The following is a 14,086-nucleotide window of genomic DNA, read 5'->3' on the forward strand; positions in this document are numbered from 1 at the left end:
AGATGGCTTCCGCTAAAGCACAGATGGCTTCCGCTAAAGCACAGATGGCTTCCGCTAAAACACCGATGGCCGCCGTGAGGAGTGGGACAATGGCCGATCCTGCAAAGCGCATGCGCGGCCGTGGCGCCATGCTGTCCATCGCAGCCGGCCTGATGCTGGGGGCCTGCGCGTCCGACCGCGACGGGCCCAGTCCGACGCCGATCATGGAGGCCGGCGGCTGGTCGCGGGTCAGCCCGCTTGAGGCGTTGAGCCGTCTGGCCGCGGCACCCGATCCGCTGCTGGTGGTTCAGATGGAGGCCAAGAACGGGTCGGAGCTGCATCAACGCTCGGTGCTGCCCAACCGGTCGGTCGAACCGGGGCAGAACCGGCTGGAGGTCGACCTGTGGCTCAGGCGGACCGACAGTCTGTGGGCGCTGGCCGATCTTCAGGTGGAGCCGCCCCGCCAGCGCTTCAGCCAGGAAACCGTAGAAGCCCTCCTGGCAAAGGAATTCCCCGACCTCGACGCCCGGATCTCGGCGGTGCCGCGCCGCAATGCCTATGGTCGCTATGGCTTTGCGGTGGCGCGACGGCCTCTCGGGGTCAGTTGCATCTTCACCTGGCAGCGCCTGCAGGACGAAACCGGCCTGCTGCCACGCCATATCGCCGGGTTCGATATCACTTTCCGCGCCTGCGACCCGGTGCTGGGGCCCGAAGACCTGCTGACCGGCTACGACACGCTGCAGATCAGGCCCGAGACCGGGGTTGTCGGGTACGGCTATCGCTGAGCGGGATATGCCCGGGCAGCCCTGATCAGCGTTGCCCGGGCATGCGGCGCGATCGGGGTTGGGCCGCGCGCGTCCGGCGCTTCTGACCGTCGGCCGCATCCGCATCCGGGGCCGGCGCCGGGGCCGGCGAGCCATCCAGCGGCACGGCATAGCCGAAGACCAGGCGGTTGGTCTCGTTCGCCATGCCCACCACCGCCAGCATTTCGCGGATCATCTCGGGCGTGGCGCCGGCCTTGGCCGCGGCACCGCCGTGGCTGGCCACGCAATAGGCGCAGCCATTGGTGGCGCTGACGGCGGTGAAGATCAGTTCCTTCACCATCGGATCCAGCGCGCCGGGCGCCATCACCTCTTTCAGACTGTCCCATGTCCGCTTCAAGGTGGGCGGATGGACCGCGATCACCTTCCAGAAATTGTTCAGCCGGTCGATGCGGCGGGTCTGCATGATATCGTCATAGACAGCGCGCACCTCTGGCGACGCGTCGGCGTATTCAATCATCTCGGGTCCGGCCATCTCGGCACTTCCGCTCCCTGCTGGCGGCGCGGCTCCCGGCCGGCCGGCATCCAATTCCAACCACATCACTCTACCCGCACCGACCGGCATGGCGCCATCGGTGCGCACCGGTCAGAGCGGCCAGACCGGCAGTTTCTGCCTGCCGCACGGGCGGAAACTGCCGGGTCGGAATCTCCGGATGACCGGGCACCGTTGCCGGTACATCAGTTTATCTAACTGTATTTATTGATTTTTATGACTTGGCACAGCCCATGCAAGATGGGTTTCCGATCAGATCGTGCCGCGTCGGCTGCATACCTTGCAAACGGCAGCAGAGGCGCGATGAAACGCTCCATTGCCACCGGAAGCGCAAGTATCGGAGAGACCAAGTCATGGCGCTGACGATTAATTCGAACTACGCCGCGAACGTCGCGCAACGCCATCTGCGCGACAGCGACAGCGACGCCACCCGCTCCCTCGCCAAGTTGTCGGCCGGTACCCGCGTGTTGTCGGGCCGCGACGATGCGGCCTCGCTTGCCATCGGCAAGCGGCTGGAAGCCGAAACCGCGGCTCTCCGGCAGGCGAGCGTGAACGCCGGTCAGGCCGGCTCGATGCTCCAGATCGCCGACGGCGCCCTGTCCAGCATCAGCGACATCCTCACCCGGATGAAGACCCTGGCCACCCAGTCGGCCTCGGATCAGGTGTCGGATGCCGAGCGCGTCTATCTGAACGACGAGTTCAGCCAGTTGCGGACGGAAATCGACCGGATCGCCGGTGACACCGATTTCAACGGTCAGAAGCTGATCAACGGCTCGCAGACCATCACGGCCGGCACCATCGGTACCGACATCGAATCGGCCGACGGCTTCGGCGCCATCACCTTCGACGCCAATGCGGCGAACGTGTCGAACGCCGATCAGTTCTCGATCGCCTACGACACCGCCACCAGCCGCTTCACGGTTACCAACACCACCACCGGCGTTGCCCAGACCTCGGAGCAGGTGACCGCGGCCCCGACCGCCGGCAGCACGCAGGATGTCCGCTTCGACGAGTTCGGCCTGACGCTGACCCTGACCAGCGACTTCGACCCGGCAACCGCGATTACAGCGAACAACACCTTCGACGCGACCATCGCCAACACCGCCTCGACGACCTTCACCTACAAGATCGGCACCGGCACCACCGCCAACGAAGACGATCTGGCCTTCACCATCGACAGCGCCGCGGTTGCATCGCTCGCAACCGGCCTCGCCGCCGCCAGCCTCGACACCCGCGCCAATGCCGAAACCGCGATCGACGAGGTCGCCAACGCGATCGACGAGATCAACGAACGGCGCGCCAATATCGGTGCCAACCAGAACCGTCTGGAGTTTGCCGCGGCCAATCTGGCCTCCAGCATCGAGAACACCGAAGCCGCCCGCTCGGAGCTGCTCGACCTCGACATCGCTGCCGAGATGACCTCGTTCACCTCCAAGCAGATCCTGCAGCAGGCCGGCGTGTCCATGCTGGCGCAGGCCAACCAGATGCCGCAGAACCTGCTGAAGCTGCTGGGCTGATCCGGCGGCGCCGCTGCCCCGGCGCCCCCCTCGTCACCAGCACGGCCCCATCGGGGCGGCCCGTCCTCATCCGCAGGACCGGCCGCCCCGAAGCCGTTTCAACGCGGCCTCCTCAGAACCGCATCGGCCCATGGTCGTGACGGCGCCAGCCGGCGACAATCGGGCACCCGGCAGAAATCGCCGACCTGCATCATCCATGGGGCAAAAATTGCCGGAAGACCCGCCTCGCGCCCGGCAGAAATTGCCGGGCGGCACCACGCAGACAGGTGATAAGACTCTGGAACGGCAGGCGCAATGCGCTCTTGCGTAACTGGCATCGCCGTTGCATACTCATTTTCAGGAACGACCAGGAAGGACGTTCCGCCGACAGGATGTCGGCATCAGCGGGCCGTATTGTCCGCGCCTCTGTTTCCAAGTAGGAGACCGTACCATGGCTATGACCATTGCCTCCAACTATTCCGCAAATGTCGCCTATCGTCACCTGAAGGAGAGCGATTCCGACGCGAGCCGCTCGCTCGCCAAGCTCTCTGCCGGTACCCGCGTGCTGTCGGGCCGTGACGATGCCGCTTCGCTTGCCATCGGCAAGCGGCTGGAATCCGAGACGGCCGCTCTGCGTCAGGCCAGCGTCAACGCCGGTCAGGCCGGTTCGATGCTCCAGATCGCCGACGGCGCCCTGTCGAGCGTCAGTGACATTCTGACCCGGATGAAGACCCTGGCCACCCAGTCGGCTTCGGATCAGGTGTCGGATGCCGAGCGCGTCTATCTGAACGACGAATTCACCCAGCTCCGGTCGGAAATCGACCGTATCGCCGGTGATACCGAGTTCAACGGCCAGAAGCTGATCAACGGTTCGCAGACCATCACGGCCGGCACCATCGGTACCGATATTGAAGCGGCTGATGGCTTCGGCGCGATCAAGTTCGACAACAACGCGGCGAACGTTTCGAACGCCGATCAGTTCTCGATCGCCTACGATACCGCCACCAGCCGGTTCACGGTCACCAACACCACCACCGGTGTTGCCCAGACCTCTGAGCAGGTGACCGCGGCGCCGACCGCCGGCAGCACCCAGGACGTCCGGTTCGACGAGTTCGGCCTGACCCTGACCCTGACCAGCGACTTCGACCCGGCGACGGCGATTGCGGCGAACAACACCTTCGACGCGACGGTTGCCAACAGCACCTCGACGACCCTGACCTTCAAGGTCGGCACGGGCACCACAGCCGCCGAAGACGATCTGGCCTTCACCCTTGATGCGGCCTCGGTCTCGGCTCTGTCGGCCGGCCTGGGTGCCGCGACGCTCGATACCCGCGCCAATGCCGAAACCGCGATCGACGCGGTCGCGACCGCCATCGACGAGGTCAACGATCGCCGCGCTGCGATCGGTGCCAACCAGAACCGGCTCGAATTCGCGTCGGCCAACCTGGCCTCCAGCATCGAGAACAGCGAAGCCGCCCGCTCGGAACTGCTGGACCTCGACATCGCTGCCGAGATGACCTCGTTCACCTCGAAGCAGATCCTGATGCAGGCTGGTGTGTCCATGCTGGCGCAGGCGAACCAGATGCCGCAGAACCTGCTGAAGCTGCTGTCCTGACCCAAGCCCAGCCGGCGTCGAACCATGGTTTCCATGGATCGGCGCCGGCGACGCCTGACCTTTTGGCACGATCGATATGATCGCACCTGACGGGCGGCGGGGCCAGTATGGGCACTGCCGTCCGCTTTTGCGGCTTCTGATCCGGACACGAGGCTTCATAACCCGCACCGGATCCTGTCCAAGCCGCATTATGCTTACCTGATCGTAAATCCGACCGGCTATCGGCAGACGACGATCGCCCCGGAGGATACGTGGGGCCCGTGTTGGGCAGCGCCGATGATGGAGGGGGCAATGGACATCGCATCGACGCGCGGCGCGTCCCTGGCCAGTTCGGTGGCAGACCGGACGTCTCCGGCCGTGCGCAGCACATTTGGCGATGGCGCTGCTTCCGGACGCGGATCGGCATCTTATCCGACCCGGACCAATACAATCGACCGCAACGATCCGTCTCTGGCGGATTTGGCCCAGCGTGATGCACGGGTCGCCGATGCATTGGCCGAGGCTCTTGCCCGGGAAGGATTCGGGCCCGAGACGATGGGAACACAGGTCAAACTGGCCATCGATATCGACACCAACACCGGCGATCTGGTCGGCCGGTTGATCGATCGGACCACGGGGGAGACGGTGGAGCAGTTGCCGCCGGAAAAGACTCTCAAGATGATTGCCGCCTTGCGTGAAATGGTCGGTGCCCTGGTGGACCGAACCTTGTAAACTGTCAGTGGCCATCTGGCCCGGTTTGTGAATGTGTGCATCAGGCGTGGGCCTTCTGGTCCCCTGATGACCCATCTTGCAGGCACGTTCGCCACCAGCGCGGCCGATACGACAGACAACCGATAAGGATCAGCCATCATGGTCAGTTCGTTGAGCAGCAATTTCGCGCTGACCACGGATTCGAACGGCCGGCTGACGGTCACCGGTCTGTCGGGCAGCGGCATCGATACCCAGAAGGCGGTCGAGGCCCTGGTCGCGGCCAAGCGCGTACCGATCGACCGGCTTGAGACCAAGATCGAGACCACCGACACCCAGATCGCGGCCCTGAAAGAATATCAGACGCTGATGCGGGATTTCCGTACGGCGGTCGATGGCCTGCGCGGCAAAGTGACCTTCGACAAGAGCGGCGACGCCTTCGACGCCAAGAACGTCTATCTCCAGACCTCGCGCGTCGACGGCAAGACGGCGTCGACGGCCACCAATCTGGTCGGCATCACCGCCACCAACAATGCCGAGGTTGGCGCACGTTCGGTCGAGATTCTGCGGGTTGCAACCCAGGCCAAAGTCGGTACCGGCGTCGCAAACTCGGCAACCGTCGATCTGGGCACGGCCTTTGGCGGTGCCGCCGGTTCGATTTCCGGCAGCTTCGACATCGTGAACGGCGATGGTGCAGCGACCACGATCACGGTTGCCGGCACCGACACGCTTCAGTCATTGCGTGACAAGATCAACAACGCCAACACCGGCAGCGCCAAGACCGGCGTCACCGCCAGCATCGTGTCCGTCACCACCGGCCAGAATTATCTGGTGCTGACCAACGACGCGACCGGCAAGGCAATCGAGCTCGACAACGAGACCGGCGGCGTTCTGTCCGGCCTTGGCATTTCCAGCGATGGCGGCAGCACCTTTTCAAACGTGCTGCAGGAACCGCAGACCGCGCGACTGGCGGTCGACGGGCTGAAGGATCCGTCGCGCTATGAAAGCCTGCGTTTCGCCAATGCCTCGGCATCCGTGAAGTCGCTGGTATCGACGGCGCCTGACAGCGGCAGTTTCACCCTGTCGACCGGGCTCGGCACGGTCGCGATCAATTTCAACAGCACCACCGACAGCCTCAACGACATTGCCGCCCGCATCAACGCCGATGCCGGCGCAATCGGCGTCGAGGCGACGATCATGGATGATGGCGGCGGCAAGCGCCTGGTGCTGCGCGACACCAATGGCGGCAAGCTGGGCGTGATCGACAATGACGGGTTGATGGCCTCGCTCGGCGTCGACAATGATCTGGTGGTGGAACGGTCGAGCAACACGATCTCCGACCTGTTCACCGGCATGACGCTCAACCTGTTCCAGGCCGAGGAAGGCACCAAGATCAATCTTCAGGTGGAACGCAACCTGAATGCGGTCAAGGATCAGGTCTACGACTTCCTCGACGCCTATAACGCGATGCGCCGGTTCTATAACGAACAGAACCTCACCGGCGCAGACGGCAGCAAATCTGAAGATGCCGGGCCGCTGTTCGGCAACAGCGCGCTGAAGGACATGAACACGATGCTGCGCGACACCGTCAACGGTGATGTCGCGGGGCTTGGCATCGACTTCTCGGCCCTGTCGGCCATCGGTATCACCATCGCACCGACAGCCACCCTGACCGATCCGCTGGACCGCGAAACCCTGGTCATCGACGAGTCGAAATTCGACGAGGTTCTGCTCAATAAGCCCGACGACGTCCGGAACCTGTTCAGCTTCCGCTTTTCCAGCGACAATCCGGATGTGACGCTGGTGAACTTCGGTGCCAACACCAGCTATAAGAACGGCGGCTACAACCTGGAAGTCACGGTCGCAGGCGGGGTGATCACCTCGGCGAAACTGGATGGCCAGGATGTCGAGGTCAACGGCACCACGCTGACCGTCACCAGCGGCAGCGCCGCCGGGTTGAAACTGTATTATCGCCCCGGTGATGACGGCACCACCACCAGCCAGCTCAATATCACTTCGGGCATCGCGTCGCAGATGTATTTCGCGGCGGACAAGGCACTGACCGCCAAAACCGGCACCATCGAGGCGCAGCTCGGCGTGTTCGAGAGCCGGAATTCTGCGGCAGAATTGCAGATCGACCGCATGGAATTGCGCCTGGACCTGTACAAGGACCGGATAACGGCAAAGTTCTTGCGTATGGAAGAAGCGCTCTCCCGGATGGAGTCCATCATGGAAGCGTTGAAGGCCCAGATCGATGCCCAGAGCAGCAATTCCGATAGCTGATCCGCGGCCGCTGCCAGACGAGGAAACAGCCGATGAACAACCCCTACGGCGCCTCCGCACAGACCTATCGCATCCAGTCGGTGATGACGGCGAGCCCCGCCCAGCGCGTGGCGATGCTCTATGACCGTGCCATCACCTGGCTGCTTGAGGCGAAAGCCGCCATTGAGCGCGGCGATGTGCGCGCCCGCCATACCGCGAATGATCGCGCCGGCGAGATCATCAATCACCTGCGTGCAACCCTGGATATGAATCGCGGCGCTGAAATTGCCGCGAATCTCGACCGTTTGTACCGTTTCATGCTGACCCGCATGATTCAGATCGATCTGCGCAACGATGCCAAGGCCGCCGATGACGTGATCGGATTGCTGCGGCCGCTGGCCGAAGCCTGGCACGCACTGGATGCGCAGATGGTCGCGGAGGCCGGCGCCGCCGGCCGGACGGCCGGTCAGCAGAGCTATGGCCAGGGCAATGCCACCGGTCAGAACCGGATCACCGCCACCGCCTGACAGACCTGACACCGCAGACCCCACGCACCGGCCGGCATATTTGTCCGGCCCGTGTCGTCTGCTGTAACCCGGAAAGATCTGCCGGCCGGCAGATTCTGCCGGGGCGATTATGCCTGCCGCTGCAATTCGGGGAACGGCGACCGGACCTTGGTCGTGATGTCACAGACGCGCGCCTTCGTTCGTCCTTGGGATAGAGACCCCACAGACGAATGACGGAGCCCGTGATCATGACCGACCTGCCACAGCCTCCCGCCGCCCGGGTGCTGATCGATATCCATGGCAGCAGCGCAACCAGCCGCGCCGTGGGCAAGCTGGTCCGTGCCGGCCGCGACCTGCACGACAACGCGATCCTGCCTGCTCCCCTTCCCCATCTGATCGATCTGCATGTGTCGCGGCTGAATGATTGCGGCTATTGCAAGCGGCTCCACGCCGCCGAAGCCACCGCCGCCGGCGCGCCACCGGCATTGATCGCCGCCATGGGCGATCCGTCGGCCGTGGCCCTGGTCGACGATGCCGCGTTAGTCGCGGCCCTGAACTGGGCCGAGGCGCTGACCCTGCCCCGCGACGAAGCCGCCCTCGATGAACCGCGCGCGCGGCTGGCCCGGCACTGGTCGCCCGATGCCCAGGCCGCCATAACCCTGCATGTGCCATCACCCTGCATGTGGCTTTGGCCAATGCCTGGAACCGGCTGGGCCGTGGCGGCCGGCAGGTCGTGGACGCAGGCTGATCCATCGTCATCCAGATGACGGCCAGCCCTGATCACTCCGTGGGCCGATGGACCGCCGTCACCGACACCACCACACAACGCTGGGCCGATGGCCATAGCGACGCCCACGGGCGCGGATCGTCAACGATCCGCGCCCGTCCGTCGATTCTGGTCCACAACCCGTCCTCCGACCCCGGAAACAACAGACTGATGCCGTCATTGACCATCAGATTGCCCAGGGAATTGAACATCGCGTTGCCGCTATAGTCCGGAAACACCAGTTCCGCCGGGCCCGGCATCGCCACCAGCGGATCGAAGCCGCCGTCGTCGCGCGGCGCACGACCGCGATAGGAACAATCGCACTGCCCGCGATCATCGGCCGTCGCCAGAATGAAGCAGGGCAACTGCGCCAGTGCCGCACCGCGCGCGCCATCGATCCCCATTCCGTCTTCCTCCATTCCGTCTCTCCGCTTGTGCACCCGCCCCCATAGAGAGAAGGCGGCGACATCCATCCGGTCTGCCGCCGCCCCTGCCCTCCTCTGGGTGCAAACCGGCGTGGATCAGCCAAGGCCGGCTTCGGTTTCCGCCAGCGCCATGCCGGCCAGAACCAGTTGTTCATCCCAGAACCGCACCCACAGATCGCAATAGGCCAGGCTGATCGCGCGGACATGGTCGTACTGGTCGGGGGTCAGAGACTGGGTCAGGATAAACCACAGATCATCCTCATGGTCGTCATCGGCCGCTTCGGCGGTCACGTCCTCGCTGACGCCGTGGACATAGTAATAGCCGTCATCGACCGGCAGCCCCAATGCACCGGTCGCGCGCCGCAAGGGAGGGCTGAACAGGATCACTTCCTCTTCGGCCACCGCCAGCAGGGCCGCGACATCGGTATAGCTGCCATAGCTCGCTTCCAGGAAATCCCGCACCTCGGTGGCGATCCCTGTCGGGCGGAAAGCGGCCCTGTCCTCGACCGTCACGCCGTAATCGTCGAGCACCGCTTCGAACAGCGGATAATGGGCGCAGGCGGGATTGCCGCGATAATGGCCCTCCGCATCCTTGCCGGGCCGGAAGCCGAACTCATCCAGGATGTTCAAGGTCAGCAGAAAGCGGCCGGCCATCTTCGACGCCGGCGCCAGACGCGGTTCAAGCTGCCGGCTCTGCATCTGGGCCGCCAGCAGGGCATCGGTGAAGATCTGGACGATGGCGTGGCGGTATTCCAGATGGATCCGGCGCATGTCCGCATGATCCAGCACACCCCGGTTCAGGATGTCGATCGCCGGATGCCGCGATACCGGATGGGCGGAAATCTCCTGCCGCAACTCGGCGACGAAGCGTGCATTCTCCGCCCATTGGTCGGCGGTCAGACTGGCCTTCATGGCCGCGATGGCCTGCTGGCGGGGATTGTTCAGGTCGGCTGACGCGAGGGATGTCATGACGTCGTCCTTCGATAACCGCAAGTTGTGATCAAGGGCAAGCATGGTGAGAATCCGGCCGGTCGCGGGACGCGGACAGGTGCCGGTTACAAGGGGTGCGGAAGCAGGCAGCGGTCAGAGCCCATGGGTCAGGCGAGAGCGGCTGACACGACGGCCCATTGGTCGGACAAAGGCCGGTTACACAGGTAAGGGCTGGTTACTCGGGTAAGGGCTGGGGCGCCACGATCCGGGCCGGGCAGTTGGCATAGGCCTGCACAACGGTGAGCTCGACCACGATTGCCGCCGCCGGCCATCCCACGGCATCGATATCAGATGCCAGACGGCCACTGCCATTGACGCGATATCGCGCCCGTCGGGCAAAATCGACAAAGAGCAGCCCGATACCGACGTCATCGGCAGCCCGACTATCCTGCAACCGTCGAGCTAGAACGTCCAGCCCTCCGGTTGTGTTTTCCGGTTCATCAATCGCAAAGATCAGTCGCCTTGCGTCCGGCGCCCGCACCAGCGGCGGCGGGTCGCGATCGGCCCCGCCGGTCCGCGCCATTACGGCGCAGACCGGCCGGCCGGCCGCATCGGTGGTGGCGACGAACACCAGGGGCCGGGCTTCGATGAAGCGTCGGACCCCCAGGCTCAGCCGGTCGGTGATCATATCCGCGATGGCGTCGGCCGCATCGGTCACCCCGAAGCGGCGATGGGCCGCGCGCTCGCCCTCATGGTAAGGCTGCCTTGCCATGAGACCGCCCGCCGATCAGAAGAAGCCGAGAGCATTGGCGCTGTAGCTGACCAGCAGGCATTTGGTCTGCTGATAATGCGACAGGGCCATCTTGTGATTCTCGCGGCCGATGCCCGACTGCTTGTAGCCGCCAAACGCCGCATGGGCCGGATACAGGTTGTAGCAATTGGTCCACACGCGACCGGCCTCGATCTCGCGTCCCATGCGATAGGCGCGGGTGCCGTCGCGGCTCCACACCCCGGCGCCCAGGCCATAGAAGGTGTCGTTGGCAAGTTCCAGCGCTTCGTCCTCGTCCTTGAAGGTCATCACCGAGGCGACCGGCCCGAAGATCTCCTCCTGAAAGATCCGCATCTTGTTGTTGCCGAGCAACATGGTCGGCTTGACGTAGAAACCGTTGGTCAGGTCGTCGCCCAACAGGCTCCGCTCGCCGCCGACCAGACATTCGGCACCTTCGTTGCGGCCGATGTCGATATAGGACAGGATCTTCTCCATCTGCGCCTGCGACACCTGGGCACCGACCATGGTGCGCGCATCCAGCGGATTGCCGGTGGTGATCGCCTCGACCCGCTTGATCGCCCGCTCGATGAAGCGGTCATAGATCGATTCCTGGATCAGCACCCGCGACGGGCAGGTGCAGACCTCACCCTGGTTGAGCGCGAACATCGCGAGCCCTTCCAACGCCTTGTCGAAAAAGGCGTCGTCGCGATCCATCACGTCGGCGAAGAAGATGTTCGGGCTCTTGCCGCCCAGTTCCACGGTCACCGGAATCAGGTTGTCGGCGGCGGTGCGGGCAACATGCTTGCCGGTGGGCGTGGAACCGGTGAAGGCGAGCTTGGCGATGCGCTTGCTGGATGCCAGTGCCTCGCCGGCCTCGCGGCCATAGCCGTTGACGATATTGATCACGCCTGCCGGAAACAGGTCGCCGACCAGTTCCATCAGCAGCAGGATCGATGCCGGGGTCTGCTCGGCCGGCTTCAGCACCACGCAATTGCCCGCCGCCAGCGCCGGCGCCAACTTCCAGGCCGCCATCAGCAGCGGAAAATTCCACGGGATGATCTGCCCGACCACACCCATCGGTTCATGAAAATGATAAGCGACGGTGTCGTCGTCGATTTCCGAGATGCCGCCTTCCTGCGCCCGGATGCAGCCGGCGAAATAGCGCAGATGATCGATGGCGAGCGGCAGATCGGCGGCCATGGTTTCGCGCACCGGCTTGCCGTTGTCGATGGAATCGGCCACCGCCAGCAGCAGCAGGTTCTGCTCCATCCGGTCGGCCATCTTCCACAGCAGATTGGCCCGGTCGGTCACCGAGGTCTTGCCCCAGCGGCGCCGCACGGCATGGGCGGCATCCAGCGCCAGCTCGATATCAGCGGCACCCGAACGCGGCACCCGGCAGAACGGCTTGCCGGTGATCGGCGAGATATTGTTGAAGTATTCCCCTGAAACCGGCGCGACCCATTGGCCACCGATATAATTCTCGTACTGCGTCTTATAGGGATAGTCGACGTCGAGGCCCATCGTCTTTGGCTGGATCATGTCCATGATTATCCTCCCCTAAGCATTTACAGCGCGATACGTGCTGCATTGCCTGAACAGCAAGGGGCATGCCAGAACGGAATGCCCGGAAGACGCAGATGGAATGATGAGGATTTCAGCCGGAAATCCGGGCGTGATCAGCGGCGGGCTCAACCACGCCGCGTTGCTGGTGTCGCGATGCGCGACAGTGGTCGGTGTCGCGGATGGCAGGATGGCTGTCGCATGACGCGACAGCCATGCGCTAGACATCCCCCTCCCGAAAAAACGAACGTGGCCCTACAGCTCCACCACCACGCGCGTGCCCACCCCGGGCGTGCTGGTGATATCGAAACTGCCGCCATGCGCCGTGACCAGAAGTTTGGTCAGCGGCAACCCCAGCCCGGTGCCACCGGAGCGGCGTTCCCGATCGCGCGACACCTGTTCGAAGGGCTGCATCGCACGCGCCAGTTCCACATCGGTCATGCCGCTGCCGTCATCCACGATCTCGATGCGCAGGCTGCGCCCGTCGCTTTCGGTACGGTCCAGAATCAGGCGAACAGTGCCATTGCGATCGCTGTAGCGAATGGCATTGGACAGAAGGTTGATCAGGATCTGCTTCACGCGGCGCGCATCCAGATGCGCCTGATCGGGTGCATCACGCATCACCAGCGATGCGGTAACACCAGCGGCACGTGCCATCGGAACCACCATCGACAGGGCTTCCAGCGCCAGCCGTCGAGGTTCGACATCGGCCCGCGCGATATCGATCCGCCCGGCCTGGATCCGCGACAGATCGAGAATGTCTTCGATCAGGGCCAGCAGATGGCGGCCGCTGGCCAGGATGTCGCGCGCGTAATCAGCATAGCGAGGCTGGCCCACAGGCCCCAGCATCTCGGTCGAGATCATTTCCGAGAAGCCGATCACCGCGTTCAACGGCGTGCGCAGCTCATGGCTCATATTGGCCAGGAAGCGGTCCTTGACCGCGTTGGCATCGGCCAAAGCCCGGTTGGCTTTCAACAATTCGGCCGTGCGCATCGCGACACGCGCCTCCAATTGCAGATTGGCCGCCTCCACCTGCAGGCGCAGGCGCCGTTCCGCCGCGCCTGCCCGCCTGATCCGTCGTAACATCGCAATGCCTGTGGGCAGGCCAATGCCGAAGGCCAGAAACGATGCCAGCGCCGCCAGATCGAAATCGGATTTCGCCGACTCGATCCGCTGATCGATCCGCGCCGTGATCGCCATTTGCGCGCGGATAATCTCGAACCGCGCCAATTCCGTCGACCGCAGCTTCTGATCATGCGTCAGAAGAGCGCGTGCCACCTCCATGCCCTGGCTGGTGCGCGCGGCGACCACCGCATCCATCGCGGTCAGCGCGCCCGATACCGATGCGATCACCACCTGACAGGTGTCCTCGGCATGGGGCATCTCTTCCCGGGCCAGAAGATCCAATTGCCCAAAAGCCGCCGGCGCGCTGCCCCGGACCAGGTGATACTCGTTCAGGTCGGTGGTCTTGCCGGTCAGCACATATTTGTTCTCGGCGATCTCCGCCTCTTGCAGAAGATGCAGAAGATTGTCGGTCTCCCGCAGCAGGGCGTCGCCGCTGACCAAGGCACGACTGGACGATAGCACGCCATAGCCCGCCCAGACATGCAGGGCGAGCATCATCGTGACCAGCACGATAATGCCGGTGAACCAAACCTCCACCCGGCGGCCGCCGGCCGTCGGGGTTTGAAGGCCAGGGGTGTCGTACACGCCCATCGCCATCTCGTCTCCCGTGACATAGTGGCTGCCCGTTGAGTCGCCACTGCAGACAGGAAAC

Annotated in this window: 12 protein-coding genes and 1 pseudogene; 7 read left to right on the forward strand and 6 right to left on the reverse strand. The window is 64.1% G+C overall.

All coding sequences use genetic code 11. From position 1 onward, the window contains the following. Positions 1–89 precede the first annotated feature (89 nt). Positions 90–764 carry a cellulose biosynthesis protein BcsN gene (bcsN, locus tag WG924_RS19935; RefSeq protein WP_345934844.1) on the forward strand — a complete coding sequence of 225 codons (675 nt, stop codon included), beginning with the start codon at positions 90–92 and terminating at the stop codon, positions 762–764. A gap of 133 nt (positions 765–897) precedes the next feature. Here bcsN and WG924_RS19940 read toward each other — a convergent pair. Further along, positions 898–1,275, reverse strand: a pseudogene (locus WG924_RS19940) (carboxymuconolactone decarboxylase family protein); the annotation flags it as partial. A gap of 371 nt (positions 1,276–1,646) precedes the next feature. Here WG924_RS19940 and WG924_RS19945 point away from each other — a divergent pair. The 6 genes from WG924_RS19945 to WG924_RS19970 all read left to right on the forward strand — a co-directional run bounded on the left by WG924_RS19945 (position 1,647) and on the right by WG924_RS19970 (position 8,626). Next, positions 1,647–2,810: a flagellin N-terminal helical domain-containing protein gene (locus tag WG924_RS19945; RefSeq protein ID WP_345934845.1), complete on the forward strand. Its 1,164-nt coding sequence runs from the start codon at positions 1,647–1,649 to the stop codon at positions 2,808–2,810. Positions 2,811–3,240: 430 nt separating this feature from the next. Further along, positions 3,241–4,404 (forward strand): flagellin N-terminal helical domain-containing protein, encoded by a 1,164-nt coding sequence (locus WG924_RS19950; protein ID WP_188574357.1) that lies wholly within the window; start codon positions 3,241–3,243, stop codon positions 4,402–4,404. 291 nt (positions 4,405–4,695) lie between these two features. Further along, positions 4,696–5,115 carry a flagellar protein FlaG gene (locus tag WG924_RS19955; protein ID WP_345934846.1) on the forward strand — a complete coding sequence of 140 codons (420 nt, stop codon included), beginning with the start codon at positions 4,696–4,698 and terminating at the stop codon, positions 5,113–5,115. A gap of 138 nt (positions 5,116–5,253) precedes the next feature. Next, complete coding sequence (gene fliD, locus WG924_RS19960) at positions 5,254–7,374, forward strand: flagellar filament capping protein FliD (RefSeq protein WP_345934847.1); 2,121 nt, start codon at positions 5,254–5,256, stop codon at positions 7,372–7,374. 32 nt (positions 7,375–7,406) lie between these two features. Next, positions 7,407–7,880 carry a flagellar export chaperone FliS gene (gene fliS, locus WG924_RS19965; protein ID WP_345934848.1) on the forward strand — a complete coding sequence of 158 codons (474 nt, stop codon included), beginning with the start codon at positions 7,407–7,409 and terminating at the stop codon, positions 7,878–7,880. Between the two features lie 227 nt (positions 7,881–8,107). Next, complete coding sequence (locus tag WG924_RS19970; RefSeq protein ID WP_345934849.1) at positions 8,108–8,626, forward strand: carboxymuconolactone decarboxylase family protein; 519 nt, start codon at positions 8,108–8,110, stop codon at positions 8,624–8,626. A gap of 13 nt (positions 8,627–8,639) precedes the next feature. Here the strand turns inward: WG924_RS19970 and WG924_RS19975 are convergent, their stop codons facing one another. The 5 genes from WG924_RS19975 to WG924_RS19995 all read right to left on the reverse strand — a co-directional run bounded on the left by WG924_RS19975 (position 8,640) and on the right by WG924_RS19995 (position 14,031). Beyond that, positions 8,640–9,044, reverse strand: coding sequence for a pyridoxamine 5'-phosphate oxidase family protein (locus WG924_RS19975; protein ID WP_345934850.1), 405 nt, complete (start codon positions 9,042–9,044; stop codon positions 8,640–8,642). 102 nt (positions 9,045–9,146) lie between these two features. Beyond that, on the reverse strand, positions 9,147–10,019 hold the full coding sequence (locus WG924_RS19980) for a hypothetical protein (RefSeq protein ID WP_345934851.1): 873 nt from the start codon (positions 10,017–10,019) through the stop codon (positions 9,147–9,149). A gap of 196 nt (positions 10,020–10,215) precedes the next feature. Further along, on the reverse strand, positions 10,216–10,752 hold the full coding sequence (locus WG924_RS19985) for a pyridoxamine 5'-phosphate oxidase family protein (RefSeq protein ID WP_345934853.1): 537 nt from the start codon (positions 10,750–10,752) through the stop codon (positions 10,216–10,218). A 15-nt stretch (positions 10,753–10,767) separates the two neighbouring features. Beyond that, positions 10,768–12,294: an acetaldehyde dehydrogenase ExaC gene (gene exaC / locus WG924_RS19990; protein WP_345934854.1), complete on the reverse strand. Its 1,527-nt coding sequence runs from the start codon at positions 12,292–12,294 to the stop codon at positions 10,768–10,770. 270 nt (positions 12,295–12,564) lie between these two features. Beyond that, complete coding sequence (locus WG924_RS19995; protein WP_345934855.1) at positions 12,565–14,031, reverse strand: ATP-binding protein; 1,467 nt, start codon at positions 14,029–14,031, stop codon at positions 12,565–12,567. Positions 14,032–14,086: the final 55 nt, after the last annotated feature.

Origin of the sequence: Tistrella arctica (assembly GCF_039630945.1) — a bacterium.
GTDB classification, from domain to species: Bacteria; Pseudomonadota; Alphaproteobacteria; order Tistrellales; family Tistrellaceae; genus Tistrella; species Tistrella bauzanensis.